This is a genomic window from Rothia nasimurium, assembly GCF_014217215.1.
Lineage (GTDB): Bacteria > Actinomycetota > Actinomycetes > Actinomycetales > Micrococcaceae > Rothia > Rothia avistercoris.
In genome coordinates this window covers 49,016-69,872 of the sequence record NZ_CP056080.1, presented here as the reverse complement: position 1 = coordinate 69,872, position 20,857 = coordinate 49,016, and the positions used below count along the sequence as shown (strand labels likewise).

The following is a 20,857-nucleotide window of genomic DNA, read 5'->3' as shown; positions in this document are numbered from 1 at the left end:
TTTTTAAGCGTGCATAATAAGCCCTACACAAATTGGGAGATATATCATGAAAGGCTGGCTTTTTCTTGTTATCGCAATAGTTGGCGAAGTAATCGCAACATCCGCATTAAAATCTAGCGAGGGCTTTACTAAGCTTGCCCCTTCCGCCGTTGTCATAATCGGTTATGGCATCGCATTTTATTTTCTTTCTCTGGTTCTGAAATCCATCCCTGTCGGTGTTGCTTATGCAGTCTGGTCGGGACTCGGCGTCGTCATAATTACAGCCATTGCCTGGTTGCTTCATGGGCAAAAGCTTGATGCGTGGGGCTTTGTAGGTATGGGGCTCATAATTGCTGCCTTTTTGCTCGCCCGATCCCCATCGTGGAAGTCGCTGCGGAGGCCGACGCCATGGTGACGGTGTTCGGCATTCTGAATCTCACCGAGGACTCCTTCTTCGATGAGAGCCGGCGGCTAGACCCCGCCGGCGCTGTCACCGCGGCGATCGAAATGCTGCGAGTCGGATCAGACGTCGTGGATGTCGGACCGGCCGCCAGCCATCCGGACGCGAGGCCTGTATCGCCGGCCGATGAGATCAGACGTATTGCGCCGCTCTTAGACGCCCTGTCCGATCAGATGCACCGTGTTTCAATCGACAGCTTCCAACCGGAAACCCAGCGCTATGCGCTCAAGCGCGGCGTGGGCTACCTGAACGATATCCAAGGATTTCCTGACCCTGCGCTCTATCCCGATATTGCTGAGGCGGACTGCAGGCTGGTGGTTATGCACTCAGCGCAGCGGGATGGCATCGCCACCCGCACCGGTCACCTTCGACCCGAAGACGCGCTCGACGAGATTGTGCGGTTCTTCGAGGCGCGGGTTTCCGCCTTGCGACGGAGCGGGGTCGCTGCCGACCGGCTCATCCTCGATCCGGGGATGGGATTTTTCTTGAGCCCCGCACCGGAAACATCGCTGCACGTGCTGTCGAACCTTCAAAAGCTGAAGTCGGCGTTGGGGCTTCCGCTATTGGTCTCGGTGTCGCGGAAATCCTTCTTGGGCGCCACCGTTGGCCTTCCTGTAAAGGATCTGGGTCCAGCGAGCCTTGCGGCGGAACTTCACGCGATCGGCAATGGCGCTGACTACGTCCGCACCCACGCGCCTGGAGATCTGCGAAGCGCAATCACCTTCTCGGAAACCCTCGCGAAATTTCGCAGTCGCGACGCCAGAGACCGAGGGTTAGATCATGCCTAGCATTCACCTTCCGGCCGCCCGCTAGCGGACCCTGGTCAGGTTCCGCGAAGGTGGGCGCAGACATGCTGGGCTCGTCAGGATCAAACTGCACTATGAGGCGGCGGTTCATACCGCGCCAGGGGAGCGAATGGACAGCGAGGAGCCTCCGAACGTTCGGGTCGCCTGCTCGGGTGATATCGACGAGGTTGTGCGGCTGATGCACGACGCTGCGGCGTGGATGTCCGCCAAGGGAACGCCCGCCTGGGACGTCGCGCGGATCGACCGGACATTCGCGGAGACCTTCGTCCTGAGATCCGAGCTCCTAGTCGCGAGTTGCAGCGACGGCATCGTCGGCTGTTGCACCTTGTCGGCCGAGGATCCCGAGTTCTGGCCCGGCGCCCTCAAGGGGGAGGCCGCATATCTGCACAAGCTCGCGGTGCGACGGACACATGCGGGCCGGGGTGTCAGCTCCGCGCTGATCGAGGCTTGCCGCCATGCCGCGCGAACGCAGGGGTGCGCCAAGCTGCGGCTCGACTGCCACCCGAACCTGCGTGGCCTATACGAGCGGCTCGGATTCACCCACGTCGACACTTTCAATCCCGGCTGGGATCCAACCTTCATCGCAGAACGCCTAGATGTGATGTCCAGGGACGTTGTTCTGGCCCCCGCCCGTAATGACACCGTGCCGATTCAAGAAGTATCTGTCCAGACCGCTTGCCATTGAAATTGAAGGCATGTTAGAGTTTGGGGCATGTCGAGTCCCGAATCAAACAGGTCAGGGGTTGTCGGTCACACCGCCAGCCCCTTGAACCACTAGTTACGACGCCCACGATCTGTGTGGGCGTATGTCTGGCGTACCCGGGGCGCTGGCCGTGGTGACAAGAAGAACCATTTCTTGATCTTACACCTCGGAGTACTCGATGCCTTTTGTCCTTTACATACTTGCCCTGGCGGTCTTCGTCATGGGCACTTCAGAATTCATGCTCGCGGGATTGCTCCCCGCGATCGCGACCGAACTTGACGTCTCGGTCGGCACTGCGGGCCTGCTGACCTCCGCATTCGCAGTCGGTATGGTCGTCGGCGCGCCAGTGATGGCGGCATTCGCTCGCCGTTGGCCACCGCGGCTCACATTGATCGTTTGCCTTCTCGTGTTCGCGGGAAGCCACGTCATCGGAGCGATGACACCAGTGTTCTCTCTCCTGCTCATCACCCGGGTGCTCAGCGCTCTCGCAAACGCAGGATTCCTCGCCGTAGCACTGAGCATGGCCACTACCCTCGTGCCAGCGAACCAGAAGGGGCGTGCACTGTCGATCCTGCTCTCCGGCACGACGATCGCAACCGTCGTGGGCGTCCCCGCCGGGGCACTGCTCGGCACAGCGCTGGGCTGGCGAACGACGTTCTGGGCGATCGCCATCCTCTGTATTCCCGCGGCCGTTGGAGTCATTCGTGGCGTCACGAACAATGTTGGTCGGAGCGAGACTAGCGCGACCTCACCAAGGCTCCGTGTCGAGCTCAGCCAGTTGGCGACGCCGCGGCTCATCCTGGCCATGGCACTCGGAGCGCTGAACAACGGAGGGACCTTTGCGGCATTCACCTTCCTGGCACCCATCGTGACCGAGACCGCGGGCTTGGCCGAAGCGTGGGTGTCCGTCGCGCTGGTGATGTTCGGCATCGGATCGTTCCTTGGCATCACGATCGCAGGACGACTATCAGATCAACGACCTGGCCTCGTGCTCGCAGTCGGCGGACCGCTATTGCTGACAGGCTGGATCGTGTTGGCAGTGGTCGCATCTCATCCCGTTGCGCTTATCGTCCTCGTCCTCGTTCAGGGATTCCTGTCGTTCGGCGTCGGCAGTACTCTGATCACGCGTGTGCTGTATGCAGCATCGGGTGCGCCAACGATGGGCGGTTCGTACGCAACCGCAGCATTGAATATCGGAGCTGCAGCGGGGCCCGTGCTTGGTGCGCTCGGGCTCGCGACCGGGCTGGGGCTGCTCGCGCCGGTTTGGGTCGCTTCGGTGCTGACAGCGATCGCTCTCGTCATCATGCTTCTCACCAGACGCGCGCTTACGAAGACCGCGGCGGAGGCCAATTGATGACCCATCCGAACGCTCTTCTCACTCCTCGTGCCCGTCTCCGGTTAGCTCGGCTGATTGTCGAAGACGGCTATCCGGCCACGATCGCCGCAAAGATGTTCATGGTCTCCCCGATCACTGCCCGGAAATGGGCAGGCCGCTACCGGGAAGAGGGTGAGTTTGGGATGCAGGATCGCTCCAGCAAGCCGCACCGGATCCCAGGCAGGACGCCCGAGCATGTCAAGAAGAAGATCATCAACCTGCGCTGGCGGCTTCGACTGGGGCCAGCCCAGATCGCTGCGTGACTTGGTCTCTCGACGTCGACTGTTCACGCGGTCCTCGTCCGTTGCCGCGTGAACCGCCTCTCGCATATCGATCGTGTCACTGGCGAGCCATTGCGGCGATATGAGCATCCTCATCCGGGATCGTTGATTCATGTCGATGTCACGAAGTTCGGCAACATCCCCGACGGCGGTGGACATCGTTACGTAGGTCGGCAGCAAGGCGCACGGAACAAGCTCGCGACTCCGGGATTACCACGAGGAAAAGATCACAAGCCGCGCACCGGGACGGCGTTCGTTCACACAGTCATCGATGACCACTCCCGCGTCGCATACGCAGAAATCTGGTCGGATGAGCAGGCGAGCACAGCGGTGGGAGTTCTCGAACGCGCCGTGGCCTGGTTCGCCGAACGAGGCGTGACCGTCGAGCGAGTCCTATCCGACAACGGGTCGGCATACAGATCCCACGCATGGAGGGACTTCTGCGCTCGGCTCGGCATCCGACACAAGCGGACACGCCCCTACCGGCCGCAGACGAACGGGAAGATCGAGCGATTCCACCGCACGCTCGGGGACGGCTGGGCCTATGCCAGGTTTTACGGTTCAGAGGCCGAACGACGCCTGGCGCTGCCCGGCTGGCTCCACTTCTACAACCACCACCGACACCACTCTGCGATTGGCGGCGTACCCTTCGACCGACTCAACAACGTCCCTGGACATCACATCTAGGCTTATAGGTAGTCAGCTGGTGGGCCAGGTAGCAGACGCTACCTGGCCCTGTCATCTAGCCGCTGGGCTGGCCTAGCTGACCGCGCCGCGCAGGGTGCGCAGGGCTACCTGCAGGACAGCCAGGCGGGGGCGGCCATCGGCGCCGGGGGCGGCGTCCTGAATCTCCGCCAGCATGGAATCCACACGGCCCATACGAACGGGGTGGTTCTCTACCCAGCGGGCTACCGCGGTGTCGCCGCTCTCGGTTCCAGCAGCAACACCTTCACCGACTTCCTGTACGACATTGAGAGCCAGAGAAGCAGCAATCTCGTAGAGGTCATCACGCAGAGACGAACGAGCCAGGGTCTCCCAGCGGTCATTACGAGGCAGCTTGGAGATGGTGGTCAGCAGCAGGTCCACCTGGAAGCGATCGTAGACCGAGTAGTAGACGCGGGCGACCTGCTCGGTGGAGAGGCCGTTAGCTTCTGCGATGCGCACAACATCCATGAGGGCGAAGGCTTCGAACTCACGAATCCAGTTGACGATGAGTTCCTCAGGCAGGCCCCATTCTTCAGCCTGGTCACGCATGGCTCGAACTCGGGCACGAGTATCTTCTGAGAAGTAATCCTTGAGTGAAGGAATGAGCTCTGCAACGGGCTTGAAGCGCTCAACCATCTCGGCGATGGGCGTGCCCACAACCACCGAACGTTCGGCCGCAAACCAGCGGGCCAGGCGGTCGAGCACGCGCTGCCAGTCCTTGATAACAGCCTGCCAGCCTTCCAGGGGAACAGAGGCAGGAAGCTCGCGGTGCAACCGTGCTGAGTTGCCAATGCCAAATGTTTCACGTGAAACGTAGAAGGCTCGTGCCAGGGCGTCTACCCCCACACCGGTTTCTTCCGCTGCGCGGAAGACATGGGTGATGCCACCCAGATTAACCATCTCATTGGCTACACGGGTGCAGATAATCTGCTTGCGCAGGGGGTGAGATTCTAGGTGCTCACCGAAGTGTTCAACCAGGGCGGGCGGGAAGTACTCGGTAAGCACACGGGCCAGGTAGGGGTCGTCTGCCAGGTCGGTCTTCTCAAGCTCTGCAGTGAGGTGAATCTTCACATAGGCAGCAAGAACAGCCAGCTCAGGCCCGTTGAGGGTTTCACCGGTGGCTTCATAGCGTTCGCGGATTTCTTCATCGGTGGGGAGGAATTCCACCTCGCGGTTGAGACCAGCATTCTCTTCGAGGTCGTGAATCAGGCGGATATAGGCCTCGACCCCGGGAATTACACCGTGGCATTCTGCCTGCAGCAGCACGTTCTGCTCAACGTTGGTGCGCAACACCTGAGCACCGACGTCCTCGCCCTGGGCTTCGATGAACCCTGCGCGTTGTTCAGCAGAGAGCTCACCGGCGGTGACTAGGCGGTCAACCAGAATCTTGATGTTGACCTCGCGGTCTGAGGTCTCAACACCGGCGGAGTTATCGATGGCATCGGTATTGATGAGGATGCCAGCTCGGGCAGCTTCAATACGACCCAGCTGGGTGAAGCCCAGGTTGCCACCCTCGCCCACGATGCGAGCGCGCAAATCGCGGCCGTTGACGCGGATAGCGTCGTTGGCCTTGTCACCTACGGCAGCGTGGGTTTCGGTGAAGCCCTTGACGTAGGTACCGATGCCACCGTTGTAGAGCAGGTCGACGGGGGCCTTGAGGATGGCGGAGAGCAGTTCGGGCGGGGCCATCTCGGTCACGTCTTCGTCTAGGCCCAGAACTTCGCGTACCTGGTCAGAGATCGGGATTGACTTAGCGCCGCGCGAGTAGACGCCACCACCGGCTGAGATGAGCTCGGGGTTGTAATCCTGCCAGGACGAGCGGGGCAGGTTGTAGAGGCGTACGCGCTCGTCGAAGGCGACCTCGGCGTTGGGGTTGGGGTCGAGGAAGATGTCGCGGTGGTCGAAGGCCGCAACCAGTCGGGTGGCGCGGGAGCGCATGAGGCCGTTACCGAAGACGTCGCCACTCATATCGCCGATGCCGACGGCGGTGAATTCTTCGTTCTGGCAGTCGATGCCCAGCTCAGCAAAGTGACGCTTGACGGACTCCCAGGCACCGCGGGCGGTAATGCCCATGGCCTTGTGGTCGTAGCCCACAGAGCCGCCGGAGGCGAAGGCGTCACCCAGCCAGAAGCCGTAGTCTGCGCTGATGGCGTTTGCGGTGTCTGAGAAGGATGCGGTGCCCTTGTCGGCAGCTACAACCAGGTAGTAGTCGTCGCCGTCGCGGGTGATAACGCGGGGGTTGTGCACGACGGTTTCGCTACCGTCGGCTTCGATAGCCAGGTTGTCGGTGACGTCGAGCAGAGAGGCGATGAAAACCTTGTAGGACTCGCGACCTTCGGTGATCCAGGCGTCTCGGTCGAGGGCCGGGTTGGGGAGCTGCTTGGGGTAGAAGCCGCCCTTGGCGCCGGTGGGGATAATGACGGCGTTCTTGACCATCTGGGCCTTAACCAGACCGAGCACCTCGGTGCGGAAGTCTTCGCGGCGGTCAGACCAGCGCAGGCCACCGCGGGCAACGGAGCCGAAGCGCAGGTGCACGCCCTCAACGCGGGGTGAGTAGACGAAGATTTCGAAGGTGGGGCGGGGCAGGGGCGCAAAGTCAATCTGGCCGGGTGCCACCTTGAGGGCCAGGGCCGGACGGTCCAGGTAGGCGTTGGTGCGCAGGGTCGCCTTCATGACGGCGGCCAGGGAGCGTATAAAGCGGTCCACGTCGAGGGTGGGGATGGCATCAAGCACGCCGCCCAGTTCACGCCAGACCTGCTCACGGGCGTCCTCGCGCTGCTCGTTGCTTTCGAACTGAGCATCGGGGTCGAAGCTGACCTCGAAGTAACGCGCCAGCAGACCGGTTGCCTGCGGGTAGGCCAGCAGGGTGTCAGACATGAATTCGGCGGTGTAGACCTGCCCCAGCTGCACCAGGTAGTGGGTGTAGGCGCGCAGTACGCGCACCTGCTCCCAGGTCAGACCTTCTGCCAGAATCAGGCGGTCTAGGCTGTCAGATTCGCGCTTACCCAGCAGGTAGGCGTTCAGGGCGTCCTCGTAGAGGGCAGCGACCTTCTCCGCTTCGATGCCTTCGGGCAGTTCAACACCGAAGTCGTAGAGGGAGAAGCTGCGGCCGTCTGCCGGGGTGATGTCGTAGGGCTTCTGATCGATAACGACCAGGCCCATGTTCTGCATCACGGGTAGCAGCTCGGTAAGGGTGTGGGCGCTAGCCAGGTAGGTCTTGATGCGGGTACGGCCCTGGTGCTCCCCCATGCGGATGGCGGCCGGCTGCTCGTCGCTGAGAGATTCGAAAATGTTGATATCTTCAACGGCGTTTTCTACCTCGTAGTCGGCGCGGTAGGTCATGGGCACAGCCTCAGACCAGGCTGAGGCAGCTGCACGGCCGTCCTCGGCACTCAAACCTTCGCCGGCAGCTGCTGTCTCAACGGCAGCGGCGGTTGCCTCGCCCCAGGATCGGGTAGCTTCCTGCAAGCGGCGCTCAATCGCCTTGGCATCCAGGGCAGGAATGGTGTTAGGGGTGGTCAGGCGTAGACGGAAGAAAATACGAGCCAGGGACGAGGTGGAGAGGTAGACCTCGAAGTCTAGGCTTTCAATGTCGATGAACTCGTGGAAGACAGCCTCAAGGCGCTGACGTACGTGAGTGTTGTAACGGTCGCGCGGCAGGAAGACGGTGGCGGAGACGAAGCGACCGAAGGCGTCCGGACGCAGGAAGAGGCGAGTGGTACGGCGCTCTTCCAGACCCATGATGCCGCGGAAGGTGTCGGTCAGTTCCTGCAGGTCGGCGTGGAGAAGTTCGAGGCGGGGGTAGTCCTCAATGATGCCGGCCAGGGTCTTGTCGGAGTGGGAGCCGGGCTGGTAGCCCAGGTGACGGCGCATAATAGCTACGCGCTCACGCACCAGCGGGGTTTCCACCGCCGGTAGCGAGTAGGCCTGGCGGGAGAAGAGCCCCAGAATGACGTATTCGCCCACAATCTTGCCAGAGCGGTCAAAGTCGCGCACACCGATGTAGTCCAGGTACTCGTGGCGGTGCACGGTGGAGCGAGAGTTGGCCTTGGTGATGTAGAGGGGCTTCGGATCACGTGCATTTTCGAGGCCCAGGCCGGTGAGGACGATGGGGTCACCTTCTCCGGTATCGGCAAGAATACCCAGGCCAGAGCCGTCACGGTCGGTCAGCAGCAGGTCGCCTGAGCGACCTGAAAGGTCGCGTTCCTTGATGCCCATGAAGAGGAAGTTGCCGCGGGTAAGCCAGCGCAGGAATTCCTGGACCGATTCGATGCGGGTCATGGGGTCGGCATCGGAGTTGATGGAACCGGTGTAGTGGGCAGCACCGCCCAGGGTTACATCTGCCAGTTCACCCAGTTTTTCTGCGATGTCGAGGGTACGGGCTGCCATGGCGTCGTTGTCACGGGCAGCTCGGCGCACGTCAATCAGAATGGAACGGATTTCCTGCTCGAGGCGGGCGATGCTCTTACCTTCAACGCGGGAGGTAAGGCGGACGGCAATCCACGACTCGATGGTGGCTCCGGCACCGATATTGCCACCAGCAGCGTCGCGCAGAATGGGCATAGAGACAGTATCACCGCTCGCTACGGGCTGCTTAAAGCCGGTGCCGGTGATATTGACCAGGCGGCCGCTCTGGTCGCGCTCTACAACGAAGGTGGGGTGGATAAGACCCGAGATACCGCCCCAGTTTGCGGCGATTTGGGCGGTAATAGATGAGACTAAGAAGCTGGTGTCGTCTACAACGATGTAGAGAGTGCTGCCAGCGTCGTCATTGCTCACCGAGATCAGGGCTTCACCGGCTTCCCGTTGCTCTGCCAGGGCTCGGTGCGCCTGGGCAAGGTTGGTAAGCTGCTGGTCACTCAGACCTTCGAGCTCGTCAGCTGAGCTGTGACGGTAGTATTCGTTGATCCAGTCTTCGCTGCCGGACCAGTGGGCTGAACGATCGTTCGTGAGCAAGGGTTTGCCTTTCGCTGGGCGGATGTCACTCCGTTGTGATATCTGTGTGCGCAGGTCTGCGCTCCATTTACATAGTAGTCGGGAAGACGGTGGGAGTGAACCTCAACACCCTGGAAGGAGCAAGCACCCGCTAGCTCTTCACATGCGAGATATACAGTCTCACATTGCAAAAACACTATCGCCAGGTTTCTTCCCCACATCTTATGCTGGAATTTCCACCGGGCGCCAGCGCCCCCTCCCAATCAGAAGGGCAGATGATGTCAGCCACTACTACTTCAGCTCTCTCAGCCAAGGTTCTGCACGCCTATTCCCGCTATCTCCTACAGCTCGGAACCAACTTCAGCGCAGACTTCATGGGCCAGGCTCTTGCCGACAACCCCGGCGTCGCCGCAGGTATTGCCGACATCTTCAGCACCGGCTTCGATCCCGCCCTCGACAAGGACGCGGACGCCCGCCGCACCTCCCAGCGCACAGCGGCTGAAGAGGTGCGCGCCGATATCGAAAAGCTGGATACTGAAACCCAGGATTTCTTCACCAAGCTGCTTGAAGTCGTCCTCGCAACCGTGCGCACCAACGCCTACCAGGGCAAAGAAACCATCGCCCTAAAAATCTCAACCCGCGACGTTTCTTTCGCCCCCCTCCCCAAGCCGCTCTTCGAAATCTTTGTCGAAGGTGAAGCCCTCGAAGGTGTGCACCTGCGCTTTGGCAAGGTTGCCCGCGGTGGTCTGCGCTGGAGCGACCGCCCCGAAGACTTCCGCACCGAGGTGCTCGGCCTGGTTAAGGCTCAGGTCACCAAGAATGCCGTCATTATCCCCACCGGCTCCAAGGGCGGCTTTGTTCCCAAGAACCTGCCCGACCGCGATGCTGAGCAGGATAAGTACAACGAGATGGGTGTAGCTGCCTACAAGCTCTTCATCTCTTCCCTGCTCGATGTCACCGATAACCTGGTGACCGACAAGGGCCAGCAAACCATCGTGCGCCCCGACGCGGTGGTAGCTCTCGATGAGGACGACCACTACCTGGTCGTTGCCGCCGATAAGGGCACTGCCACCTTCTCAGACATCGCTAATGGCATCTCCCTAGACCGCGGCTTCTGGCTGGGCGATGCATTTGCCTCCGGCGGCTCGGTCGGCTTCGACCACAAGGAAATGGGTATTACCGCCCGCGGCGCCTGGGAATCTGTCAAGCGCCACTTCGCTGCCCTGGGGCACGATTCTCAGGCTGAAGACTTCACTATGGTGGGTATCGGCGGCATGGCCGGCGATGTGTTCGGCAACGGTGCCCTGCTCTCAGAGCACATCCGCCTGATTGGCGCCTTCGACTCTCGCCATATCTTCATCGACCCCAATCCCGATGCAGCTGCTTCTTTTGCAGAACGTCAGCGCCTCTTCAACCTGCCCCGCGCCTACTGGACCGACTACAAACCCGAACTGATTTCAGAGGGCGGCGGCGTTTACTCCCGCAAAGACAAGGCCATCGAGGTCACTCCTCAGATGCGCGAGGCCCTGGACCTTGACGACGCTGCCGAAACCATGAGCGGCGACCAGCTCATTACCGCCCTCCTCAAAGCCCCTGTAGACCTGCTTTACACCGGCGGAACCGGCACCTACGTGCGCTCCACCGAAGAAAGCAACAGCCAGGTCGGTGACTCCACCAACGACAAGCTCCGTATCACCGCACCCGAGCTGCGGGTGCGCGTCATCTCCGAAGGCGGCAACCTGGGTCTCACCCAGCGAGCCCGCATCGAGGCAGCAGCGGGCGGCATCCTCGTCAACACCGACGCCATCGACAACTCTGCCGGCGTTGAAACCTCAGACCGCGAAGTTAACCTCAAGATCCTCATGGGCCGCGCTATCGAAGCGGGCCAGTTCGACGAGGGTGAACGCGCCAACTTCATCGCTGAGCAGGTCGAAGAAGTAGGCCGCCGCGTGCTGCGGTCAAACCTGGAGCAGAACGTGCTCCTGCAGGCAGAACGCACCGAAGTCTTCAACACCAACGACATCGTAGGCGAGTTCATGGACTACCTCACCGAGACCGTGCACCTTGACCGGGAAGTTGAACTGCTCCCCTCAGATGCCGACCTGGCAGACCGGGCAGAAGCGCACGTCCCCCTCACCAGCCCCGAACTCTCGGTACTCACCGCCTACGCAAAGATCGACCTCACCGCAGCGCTCGTTGACAGCGGCTACGCCGATGAGCCCGACCTCGACCTCAGCGACGTCCTGGCTGACTACTTCCCTGCTCCTGCTACCGAGAAGTTTGGCCCATATTTCGACGAGCACCCTCTACGCAGCGAAATCATCGCAACCCGCGCAGCTAACCGTATGATCAACCACGCGGGTATCACCTTCGTGTACGAGATGAAGAAGAAGCACGGGGCTTCAGTGAACGATATCGCCCGCGCCTTCCGCGCAGCCCGTCTCGAAGCTGGCGCCCTGCCCGACATTGAGGGTAACGGCGACTTCGACGCCTGGGTCGAAGGAGCACAGGCCCTCCGCGAGGCCATCGACGCCAAGCTCGCAAGCAAGTAGGGTTACCTCAAGCCCCCTTAAACAAGGACGTGCCCGCCCCGGCTCACAGAAGCCGGGGCGGGCACGTCCTTACCCTCAGAAAAACTAGCGATCCTGCACCCGATCGACCTCGGCCAAGGAGAGCTTCCCGGTCTCTCGAGCAGTTAAAGCGGCCGTAGCTGCCAGGGCAGCCACCAGTACGAAGGCTGAGAGCCAGAAGGGCACGCGCCAGCCCCAGCTGAGCAGGTCTTCTTCGGGTAGGGCCGCAAAGGGCAGGAAGACCGCTGTTGCGAGCAGGGAACCGAACTGGGTGCCGTGGAGAGTCCAGGAGGTGGTGAAGGCCCGCTGGTGGTCGTGGGCGTTTTTGCGGGGTTGCGGGTGCGGTCATAGTTTTCCTGCAGGGGTGCGGACGCCCGGCTCGGCTAGCCCTGCCAGGTGTATGTGCGTACGGTAGTACCCTGGGCGTATGCGCGGGCGCCCCGGCTGGTCAAAGCCGGGGCGCCCGTATTTCGTATGGTGGTTATTCGTCCGTCGGGTTAGGAGCAGAGGGGTCCCAGCCCTGGACTTCAAGTTGTTGCATCACTGCACCCGAAAGAGTCTTGCCATACTGCGCTGTAATGTGGTTGTTATCCATGTATAAAGCTACATTTCCTATTACAGGAACGCAGTACCCTTCAGGGCAATAATAGTTTGATAAATCCACTTCGTAGACGTTAGAGAAACGGTCGAGAACGGGTTGAGCAGGATCCATAGATGCTAATACCTGCGACTGTGGAACGCTACAACTCGAGGTATTTTCACGCTGAGAGCATTCAAACATATTTTGAGCAAACCGAGGGTTATCACGGACAGATATGATTTTGCCTCCGTAGGATTCCGCGAGACTTGCTACAGCATCGATCCCGCTGACTGGCAACTCATCGGGAATACCATCTTGAGGTCGAGTAGAGATTACTGCAAGATAGGTGGGTTTCAATTGTTGAGTTTCTTCAAGAGCTCGAGCATTGTAGCTTTGACAGGCAGCGTCAGCTGCAGGTCCAGCAGTTGAGTAGCTTTCTTCCGGGATAGTCAAACGGCACCAAGGTTTAATCATTAGGATCACCGTGGCATCGTCGGGGATTACTTCTTCAAATAAGGGCAGTGATTGTTGGCTATGCGAATCACCTGCAAATACAAAAGTAGGCGCATCCGGGCTTCTCTTTGTTTGCATCACATAGCAGTATTCCTCTGCTTCTGGATTGTGAAGACTTGAGTTTTCCATACCGGGGTAGGAGTTGCACTGTTCGCCATTAGAGGTATCGACCCACCCTTGATCCCGGATGACAGGGATTGGAGGATTCTGATATCTCTTGGTCTCGCCTATAGCCAGTGCACCAGGAAACTGAGGAGTCCCTGCAAGCGAGGCGTTATATTCCCACACGGTGGTTTGTGCATTCAACCACCGTGTAGCTCCTACAGCCAGGCCACCAACCAGAGTGAAACATACTGCGATGACCGCCACCGGTCGTGCCCAGCTTCCTCGGGCGTCCTGCTTTTTACGGTTCCACGGAGCCTCGCTACGCTTTGTGTGGCGCAGGGCGCGGCGGCTGGGCTTCTTCTCCCAGGCACGCAGAGGCTTCTCAACAACGTTGTGCAGGAGCCAAGCTACCGCGATAGACGACAGAATAACCAGGGTGCCGTCGAGCCAGCCCGCCTTCGGTTCTCCGATGGCGGTGGTGTACAGGATGAGAATGGGCCAGTGCACCAGATAGAGGCAGTAAGAAATCGCTCCCATCTTCTGGAGAGGTTTAGCTGAGAGAAGGCGGTCTACACCCAGACGGGAGCCAGTTTGACCAGCTGCAATCACGAAAGCGCCCGAGAGCAGGGGCCACAGCGCCAGGTAACCAGGGAAGGCCCTCTCCACGGGCAGAAGCCAGCCACTGGTCACAAGGCCGATAACACCTAACCAGCCCATAGGAACTTTGAGCCAGGACGGCACCCGCCAAGCCAGCACCAGCATGGCGAGCAGGGTGCCGGCTGCGAATTCCCACAGGCGGGTTCGAGTATCAAAGTAGGCGAAGGACTGATTGGTGGAAGTCTCGATAACGGAGAAGGTAAGAGAGGTAACGAAGACCGTACCAAAAACAAATAGGGCGGTGGGGAGAACCTTCAGACGCAGATAACCCACCAGGAAGGCTACGAAAGCAAACAGCAGAGGCCAGATAATAAAGATTTGGCCCTGCATAGATAGAGACCAGAAATGCTGGAAGGGGGTTTTGAGAGTGGCATCTTGGGCGTAGTAGTCCACCGAGTTGAAAGCCAGGCGCCAGTTGAGGAAATAGAAGAGCGCTGCTTTGGCGTCAGCTAAAAGGGATGCCCAGCGTGAGGGAGCAATGACGAAATAGGCGGCCACCAAAGTTGCTGCAATAACAGTTGCAGCGGCAGGTAATAGGCGCTGAAAGACATGGAGCCAGTAGCTGACAACCTTAAGGGGCTTACCATCCTGAATCTTACGTAAGGACGATAGGGAGAGCAGGAAGGCGGAAATAAAGAGGAAGACGTCAACGCCGCCAGAGACTTTACCAAACCAGACGTGGTACATGACCACAAGAAGAACCGCCAGGGAACGGAGTCCCTGTACTTCTGGCCTAAATTTGGGTTGCTCAATGAAGCTACCCAAGGGCTTATGTCTGTGGCGAGTTCGGTTCATCTGTACTGCTTCTCTATGGTGCGGTTGCTACCCGATGGCTGGGCAACTTGGGCAGTCTACCACAGGCACCGGTTAGGTCTCCGAGAGCTTACAAGGCGGGGCAGGTAAGGTCTGCTTTCACAAGATGACTAGCGGGAAGGCAGTAATCGGCAGGCTCGGGAATAACTACTACCCGGCTAACATCGTCGACTCCGTACCAGGTACTGATTGCATTGATGACCCACTCGATTTGAGGGGCCCCTGCAGGCTGAAGATCTACAGCCTCACTAACGAGTGCAATACGCACGGGGACAAACTCGATAGGTTCATTGGCACCCTTCTCAGCACGCTGTTGGGCAATAGATTCGCCACGAAGTTCCAGGTGCTCTGCGCGCAGGTTGAGGGCCGCAGCGGTGGTGGCAGTGTAGGAAGTAGCAGGCAAGAGCGTAAGAAGCGCGAGGACACCAGCCCCCAGCAGGGCAGGAACTTTAGCTTTGTGAGGGCTTACGAGTCGCACTAGGGCAAGAAGACCTAGCAGGCTAGTGATAGTCATAGCGAACGCAGGGTTGGTGAAGGTGCGCAGGGCGATGGTGGAGCTACCTGTTTTTGCAATAACGGTGTGGGCAAGGAAGTAGATAGCAAAGATTGCTAAAGCCAGCCCCATGAGCCGTAGGGGGTGCAGGGACGCCCTCCAGGTAGGAGCGCTCAGGGCGTAGAGGGAAAGTGCCGAGATAGCAATGAGCAGATATCCCCAGTCAGAGGAGTGCCCGAAGAAGAGGGAGAGGTCGGAGGGTAGATTTTTGAGGATTCCAGTGAGAGATATTTCTGTCCCATAATATTCCCTGCGAGCCATAGTTCCAGGTGAGAAATAGATGAGGGCAAAGCCCAGAAGGGACCCCAGCCAGAGAGCCTCTCCTACGAGACGTAAAGTTACTTCGCGCCTAAGAAGGCCGGCGACCAGCAGAAGGAAACCAGCGATGCCGGTGCAGATAGTCAGCGGCTCCGTGAACATACCTGCCCAGGTTGCAGCTAGGGCCAGGGCAAGAGCCCCTCGGATAGTGATTTTTCGTTCTGCAAGAAAGAAAGCTAGACAAAAGGTCAAAGCGGTAAAGGTAAGCCCGCCCAGATAGACGGTGCTCGATGTTAGCCACAGGTAGGAATCAAACATACTGGGTGAAAGCACAAGTCCACCGGCAACGATAAGGGTAGCTAAGCTGTGTGAGACAACTATGGGCGACTGCTCAAAACTTACCAAACGCCTCATTATGTATGCCACTGCAGCTACGAGGGTAAAGAACATGAGAGCAGGGACGAATTGTATAGCGCTTTGACCTAGAAGAGCGTAGGTGAAGGCGAAGAGGGAGGCCTGCCCGATACGCCCATTATGGGTGAGGTAGTGGTCTACGACGTAGGTAAAAGGGTTCCCCTGGTGAGCGTAGACGTTGAAGTAGCTAAAATCGTCCGCAATGATACTGGCACGGGCCGCGAAATAAAGGAAAGTACCGGCAACCAGGGCAGCGAGAACGGCAAGAGCCACAATGGGCAGAAAGTTTCGGCGCATAGGCTCGGTCTGCTGAGAAATGAGAGTTTTACGCATTGCCAGTCTTCCTAAAGATAATGAACTTGTAGACAAAGAAGTTCCACCCGGTGGTAATGACAAGAGCCACCATGCGCGCTAGGTAGACACCCAAGAAGGCCGCCGTGAAGTGTACGAAGACAAGAGTGAAAATGTAATTGACTGCAAGAAGTACACCAAAGGAGACCGTCTGATACCCCACAGACTTGACCCGGACGTCCTTATTTTCAAAAGCAAAGAACTTTTGAAGCAGGAAAGAGAAAGCTACACCTAGCCAGTAGCTGGCAGTAACAGCAGTGGCGTCGCTGGCAGAAAAAACCTTAACTGCCACAAAGATCACGGCAAGTTCAAACAGCACACCGGTTCCGCCCACAAGAATATAGCGGACCAGGGTTTTATTGCGTTGTAGGAAATCTAGCATGGACTAGCCAATAAGGTTTCGTGATGAGGTGCAGTCAATAACGTAAAGGGGGCGCCCCTGGGCTTGGACATAAATGTGAGACAGGTAGATAGCCAACATTCCTTGCGCTACCAAAAGCACACCAATGAGGAAGGCTACGAGTATTCCGACCATGGCGGAACCGGTGATGTCCCAGCCAAGGGGATCCCCCATCAGGAACTGTTGCACAATAATCATCAGCCCCGCGACAAAAGCTAGCAGGGTGATAAAGAGCCCCAGATAACCGAAAGCAAAAAGAGGCTTAATACTCATCGTGGTGAAACTGTTGAGAGCAAGCCCCACTAGCTTACGCATGCTGTAGGTAGCTTCACCTGCCAGACGGTCAGGAGCTTCAAACTCTATGTAATCGCGTTTAAAGCCCAGCCAGTCTATGAGGCCTCGAGTTATGCGATTTCGTTCGCTAAAGCGAAGAAACTCGTCTACAACAACTCGATCTAGCAGCCTGAAGTCTGTAGACCGGGGTACCGTCTGACTCTCCGAAATCGAGTTGAGGATTCGGTAAAAGAACCTTGATCCTTGGGTCTTGAAGAAGCCACCAGCATCGTTCGAGCGCACACCTACCACAACCTGGGCGCCGGCTTCCCAACGGGATAGAAAATCACTGATATAGGCAGGTGGGTGTTGGCCGTCCGCGTCCATAATAAGGACGGCCTGCCCGAGGGCAACTTCGATACCTGCCGTTGTAGCGATTTCTTTACCAAAGTTCCGTGACAGATTAACTACTCTTGTCGTAGTGCTCCCCTGGGCAAGTTCCTGGAGCTTCTCAAGGGTGTTATCTGTGCTGCCATCGTTCACATAGATAATCTCGTAGGGGTCAGCCCCCATGGAGCGCTCAGCAAGACGCTCCGCAACAGCAGCTAATGCTGGAAGTAGAAGTGTCTCGTGAAATGTTTGAATTCCCGCGCTTTCGTTATACGCGGGCACGACGATTGAGAGCACAGGGGCAACGGGTGAACGATGTGAGGAGTGTGGCATAAAACCATCATACGGCATACCCTAGAACGCTTTCTGAAGTGGCAAGACGGATAAGCTAGAGATACTTTCCTTATCGTCATAGAAGAAGAGATTCCGTGAGCGAAGAACATACCGAAGCTGTGATTAGTCGCGGCCAGTCACTTTTTATTACGGCTTCGTCCATCATCAGTGCGGGCACTACTTTTCTAGTGACCTGGCTAGCTGCCCGGTCACTAACGGTTGAAGACAATAAGGACTTTTTGGTTTTCTGGTCCCTTACTTCTTTGGTGTTCGCGACTTTGCTGGGGGTTCAACAAGAGTCAGCGCGCCTCATCGGCTCCCATCATTTGAGCAAGGGTAATTCTGCTTCTGTCCCCCGTCAGAGAACCTACAACCCGCTCGTGGTAGCGACCTGGGTGGGTCTCACCTGTGCTCTCATTTTTGCAGCTCTTACACCGGTGTGGCTCGGCACCGTCCTACCAGCAGGGGACTGGAGAACAGCACTTCTGATTACCCTGGTGACGGCTGTATATGCCTGCCACGTCTACTGCATTGGGGCGATGGCTGGCACCCGTTCCTGGACAGAATATGCCCTGTTGATTTCAACCGGCGGTATTTTCTGTTTCCTGTGTACCCTGCTTGTATCTGTGGTTGGGGGCGGCCTGCTTGCCTTTCAGCTCTCTTTCTTGGCAACGGCCTTCCTCTGGCTCATTTTTGTGGCTTTCTCACCCCGGGTACGCTCAGCGACTCGTTTGCGTCTGGTAGGACGCCCAGGCGCGGCGTACCGGAGCATGCTTTTAGCTGTGGGGACCGCGGTAGCTATGGCTGCTATGTCTACGGGCTTTCCTATCTTCTTGGAAGCAACAAGTTCGAAGGCCGAAACAGAGTCCGATGCACTTCTGGCCGCGATTATTTTGGGCATCTCCATCACTCGCGCGCCCATCATGATGCCCCTGCAAGCTTTTCAGGGTGTCGCGGTGTCTTATTTCCTGGCCCATGCCCAGCGCCCTACGGCTGCCCTGCTTAAACCTGTAGGGGCTTTGCTAGCTCTGGGGGCGGTAGGAGCCGGAGCAGCTTATCTGCTGGGTCCCTGGCTTTTCGATGAAATCTACGAGAAGTATGCCGGGCAGCTCAACGGTGCTTTCCTTGCGGCTCTCACTTTTGCTGCGGCTCTGCTAGCGGTGACAACGCTGTCAGGCACGGCGGCCCTGGCGATGGGCGCCCACCGCATCTACCTTGCAGGCTGGGTAGTTACCGTTGTGGTTGCTTTTGGCTGTCTGCTGCTACCGTTAGATCTTGAAACTAAAACCGTTGTGGCGTTGATGGCTAGCCCGGTCATCGGTGCGGCAGCGCACCTTGCCGGTATGGAGGTACTGAGCCGAACACAGGCGTCCGCACCAGCCATCTAGCAGTGCATACAACGTGAGGGGCAGCTGAGCTGCCCCTCGATGTTTTAAGAACGTTTGAAGTAGGTGAAGTACTCGTGCAGGGGGCGGATAAGCCCGGACGCCCGCACAAACTGGACGCTGCGCCACAGCAAGTGCGGGGGTAATGCCAGGACGGCGGGAACGCCAAGAGTCTTCGCGAGCTGGCGGCGGCCACGAGTTACACAATCCACATGAGGGCCTCGAGGCGCCGCGCCCTTGCTTAAATTGGAGGTGTGGACTCTGTACAACACCAAGAAGTCAGGCAACACAGCAACTTTTCCCAAGGTACCGATTCTTAGGGTTAAATCGTAGTCTTCACACTGGTCTAGCCCAGGGGTATGCCCCCCAATCTTGTCATATGCGGATTTACGGAACATGACGGATGAATGGGGGATTGGGTTAAATAAGAAGAGGCTCTTGCGCACGTCAGCCGATACCACAGACTTCAAATCACCGATTTGCTGGTCGTCCTCGTCAATCATATGAGCCCGCGCTCCCACTAGAACGCAATCTGGATGAGACTGAAGGTACTCTAGCTGTTTTGCAAAACGCTGGGGCAGAACAATATCATCACCGTCGAGATTAGCGATGTATTCAGTGTTGACATGTTTAATACCTTCAATGATTGAACCGCTCATCCCCAGATAATGGTTAAATCGCAGCACCAAGACTCTGCTGTCAGTAAGCCACGGGTACTGTTCTTCCTCAGACTGTATTTGAGTAGCATCAAGGCTGATCTTAGGTCCGTTCAGAACTAGAACAACTTTTAAATCAATACCGTCACTCTGGAGGGCAGACTTCATGGCTTCATCTACCCATCGATTGAGTTCCCCGCTGCGAACGATAACGGCAAGGGTTCCCTCTATCTTTTCCACTACAACTCCTCGTGAATCTTATGCCTATAAGTCTGAACGATTTGCTCATAGGTCTTACCCTGGCTAGCCCAGCCCCACCGCTGGAGGTCTTCTACAGGGTAGGCCTGGGGGCCCTGCGCGACCTCAGCACGTACGGCTGCTGCCAGCTGGGGTACGCCCTGCTGCCCGACAATATGAACCCGAACCCCGGCGTCCTTAAGCACCCGGGCGCTCGATACATCGTAGGTAACGATTGCTGCCTGTGAAACGTAAGCATCGATGATGGTGGTTTGGAACCCTTCGGCCGCCACAGTGGGATTGACCAGGGTCGCCCCGCGAAGCTCACGAGCTACAGTTGCGTGATCGACGAAGCCCTTGAAATCTACTGCGTCAGCAATACCCAACTCAGCGGCATAAGCTTTAGCCTTCTCCAAATCAGCCCCAGCGCCCAGCACTACACCGGTAATCTCAGTATCTTCTGCATGGAGTTGCTGGACAGTTTCGAGAAAAGCCCGCCAGCCCTTCACCTCAACCACACGGGCTAAAAAGACAAGCTTTTTCCGTTGGAAGACAACATCTTCAGGGGCAGCCATAGGCAGGGGGGAAACGTTATAAAAAACCTCAGCGTCTACACCTGAAAGCCTTTTAACAAAATCACAGGAGGGCTGAGAAACACCCAAAACCTTAGAAGCTGCACGGAGTGTCAGCACACCTAATGTACGGTCTACCAGCTGACTTGCTAAGCGAATAACAGCCTTCTCCGAGACCACAAAGCCCGAACCGTGCTCGGTATGGACTACGGGAATCTTCATTATTCGACCTAAGGCAACCCCAAACCAGCTCATGCTAAAGAAGCGGGTATGAACCGAGATGACATCGATATCCTCGCGCTTCAGCACCTTAGCGAGGCGAGTAAGACCCACTAAAGATGGGAAACCGAGGATGCCGTCGACGGTGAGGTACTCCTTGAGCCGATAAACCTTGATACCATTTTCAAAGCTCACACCGGGTGTATCTGAGAGGGTCACGATAGTGACCTTATGCCCTAGCCTGTGCAGCTCGGCTGACAGGGCAGAAACATGCTGTTCTAGGCCACCCACCTTAGGGGGGTAGTTATTGATAACGAAGGCGATATTCATGGTT

13 protein-coding genes and 3 pseudogenes are annotated in these 20,857 nt (G+C 58.0%); 8 read left to right on the top strand and 8 right to left on the bottom strand.

Features of this window, described 5'->3' with window-relative positions; translation table 11 throughout:
• Nucleotides 1–46: 46 nt before the first annotated feature.
• From HWU94_RS00335 to HWU94_RS00310, 6 genes and pseudogenes are all read left to right on the top strand, one after another.
• Nucleotides 47–394, top strand: a complete 348-nt coding sequence (locus tag HWU94_RS00335; RefSeq protein ID WP_000679427.1) for a quaternary ammonium compound efflux SMR transporter QacE delta 1 — start codon at nt 47–49, stop codon at nt 392–394.
• Nucleotides 388–1,227 carry a sulfonamide-resistant dihydropteroate synthase Sul1 gene (gene sul1, locus HWU94_RS00330; RefSeq protein WP_000259031.1) on the top strand — a complete coding sequence of 280 codons (840 nt, stop codon included), beginning with the start codon at nt 388–390 and terminating at the stop codon, nt 1,225–1,227. Before HWU94_RS00335 ends, sul1 begins: the two co-directional genes overlap by 7 nt.
• A gap of 127 nt (nt 1,228–1,354) precedes the next feature.
• Nucleotides 1,355–1,846: pseudogene (locus HWU94_RS00325) on the top strand (GNAT family N-acetyltransferase); the annotation flags it as partial.
• Between the two features lie 205 nt (nt 1,847–2,051).
• On the top strand, nt 2,052–2,105 hold the full coding sequence (locus HWU94_RS11715) for a chloramphenicol resistance leader peptide (protein ID WP_011113070.1): 54 nt from the start codon (nt 2,052–2,054) through the stop codon (nt 2,103–2,105).
• 21 nt (nt 2,106–2,126) lie between these two features.
• Nucleotides 2,127–3,302 carry a chloramphenicol efflux MFS transporter Cmx gene (gene cmx / locus HWU94_RS00315; protein ID WP_185173821.1) on the top strand — a complete coding sequence of 392 codons (1,176 nt, stop codon included), beginning with the start codon at nt 2,127–2,129 and terminating at the stop codon, nt 3,300–3,302.
• A pseudogene (locus HWU94_RS00310) lies at nt 3,302–4,291 on the top strand (IS481-like element IS5564 family transposase). Before cmx ends, HWU94_RS00310 begins: the two are co-directional and overlap by 1 nt.
• A 72-nt stretch (nt 4,292–4,363) precedes the next feature.
• Here HWU94_RS00310 and HWU94_RS00305 read toward each other — a convergent pair.
• Nucleotides 4,364–9,265 carry an NAD-glutamate dehydrogenase gene (locus HWU94_RS00305; protein ID WP_185173820.1) on the bottom strand — a complete coding sequence of 1,634 codons (4,902 nt, stop codon included), beginning with the start codon at nt 9,263–9,265 and terminating at the stop codon, nt 4,364–4,366.
• 254 nt (nt 9,266–9,519) lie between these two features.
• Between HWU94_RS00305 and HWU94_RS00300 the strand changes: the two genes are divergently transcribed.
• Nucleotides 9,520–11,796 carry an NAD-glutamate dehydrogenase domain-containing protein gene (locus tag HWU94_RS00300; protein ID WP_185173819.1) on the top strand — a complete coding sequence of 759 codons (2,277 nt, stop codon included), beginning with the start codon at nt 9,520–9,522 and terminating at the stop codon, nt 11,794–11,796.
• A gap of 165 nt (nt 11,797–11,961) precedes the next feature.
• On the opposite strand, the pseudogene HWU94_RS00295 reads toward HWU94_RS00300, so the two are convergent.
• The 5 genes and pseudogenes from HWU94_RS00295 to HWU94_RS00275 all read right to left on the bottom strand — a co-directional run.
• A pseudogene (locus tag HWU94_RS00295) lies at nt 11,962–12,129 on the bottom strand (MFS transporter); the annotation flags it as partial.
• Between the two features lie 166 nt (nt 12,130–12,295).
• Entirely contained in the window at nt 12,296–14,464 is a 2,169-nt protein-coding gene (locus HWU94_RS00290; protein ID WP_185173818.1) for an acyltransferase family protein, read from the bottom strand.
• A gap of 88 nt (nt 14,465–14,552) precedes the next feature.
• On the bottom strand, nt 14,553–16,040 hold the full coding sequence (locus HWU94_RS00285) for a DUF6056 family protein (protein ID WP_185173817.1): 1,488 nt from the start codon (nt 16,038–16,040) through the stop codon (nt 14,553–14,555).
• Nucleotides 16,033–16,440, bottom strand: a complete 408-nt coding sequence (locus tag HWU94_RS00280) for a GtrA family protein (RefSeq protein WP_185173816.1) — start codon at nt 16,438–16,440, stop codon at nt 16,033–16,035. Before HWU94_RS00280 ends, HWU94_RS00285 begins: the two co-directional genes overlap by 8 nt.
• Nucleotides 16,441–16,443: 3 nt before the next feature.
• A complete protein-coding gene (locus HWU94_RS00275) occupies nt 16,444–17,454 on the bottom strand; it encodes a glycosyltransferase family 2 protein (protein ID WP_185173815.1) in 1,011 nt (336 codons plus the stop codon).
• Nucleotides 17,455–17,549: 95 nt separating this feature from the next.
• Between HWU94_RS00275 and HWU94_RS00270 the strand changes: the two genes are divergently transcribed.
• Nucleotides 17,550–18,842: a hypothetical protein gene (locus HWU94_RS00270; RefSeq protein WP_185173814.1), complete on the top strand. Its 1,293-nt coding sequence runs from the start codon at nt 17,550–17,552 to the stop codon at nt 18,840–18,842.
• A gap of 44 nt (nt 18,843–18,886) precedes the next feature.
• Here the strand turns inward: HWU94_RS00270 and HWU94_RS00265 are convergent, their stop codons facing one another.
• Together HWU94_RS00265 and HWU94_RS00260 are read right to left on the bottom strand one after the other, a co-directional pair.
• Nucleotides 18,887–19,735, bottom strand: coding sequence for a glycosyltransferase (locus tag HWU94_RS00265; RefSeq protein WP_185173813.1), 849 nt, complete (start codon nt 19,733–19,735; stop codon nt 18,887–18,889).
• Nucleotides 19,735–20,853, bottom strand: coding sequence for a glycosyltransferase family 4 protein (locus tag HWU94_RS00260; RefSeq protein WP_185173812.1), 1,119 nt, complete (start codon nt 20,851–20,853; stop codon nt 19,735–19,737). Before HWU94_RS00260 ends, HWU94_RS00265 begins: the two co-directional genes overlap by 1 nt.
• Nucleotides 20,854–20,857: the final 4 nt, after the last annotated feature.

What these genes read in the sequence shown, in the direction of transcription:
- HWU94_RS00275 (WP_185173815.1), bottom strand. Translation starts at nt 17,454, where the DNA reads ATGCCACACTCCTCACATCGTTCACCCGTTGCCCCTGTGCTCTCAATC.
- HWU94_RS00300 (WP_185173819.1), top strand. Translation starts at nt 9,520, where the DNA reads ATGATGTCAGCCACTACTACTTCAGCTCTCTCAGCCAAGGTTCTGCAC.
- sul1 (WP_000259031.1), top strand. Translation starts at nt 388, where the DNA reads ATGGTGACGGTGTTCGGCATTCTGAATCTCACCGAGGACTCCTTCTTC.
- cmx (WP_185173821.1), top strand. Translation starts at nt 2,127, where the DNA reads ATGCCTTTTGTCCTTTACATACTTGCCCTGGCGGTCTTCGTCATGGGC.
- HWU94_RS00260 (WP_185173812.1), bottom strand. Translation starts at nt 20,853, where the DNA reads ATGAATATCGCCTTCGTTATCAATAACTACCCCCCTAAGGTGGGTGGC.
- HWU94_RS00285 (WP_185173817.1), bottom strand. Translation starts at nt 16,040, where the DNA reads ATGCGTAAAACTCTCATTTCTCAGCAGACCGAGCCTATGCGCCGAAAC.
- HWU94_RS00280 (WP_185173816.1), bottom strand. Translation starts at nt 16,440, where the DNA reads ATGCTAGATTTCCTACAACGCAATAAAACCCTGGTCCGCTATATTCTT.
- HWU94_RS00335 (WP_000679427.1), top strand. Translation starts at nt 47, where the DNA reads ATGAAAGGCTGGCTTTTTCTTGTTATCGCAATAGTTGGCGAAGTAATC.
- HWU94_RS00290 (WP_185173818.1), bottom strand. Translation starts at nt 14,464, where the DNA reads ATGAACCGAACTCGCCACAGACATAAGCCCTTGGGTAGCTTCATTGAG.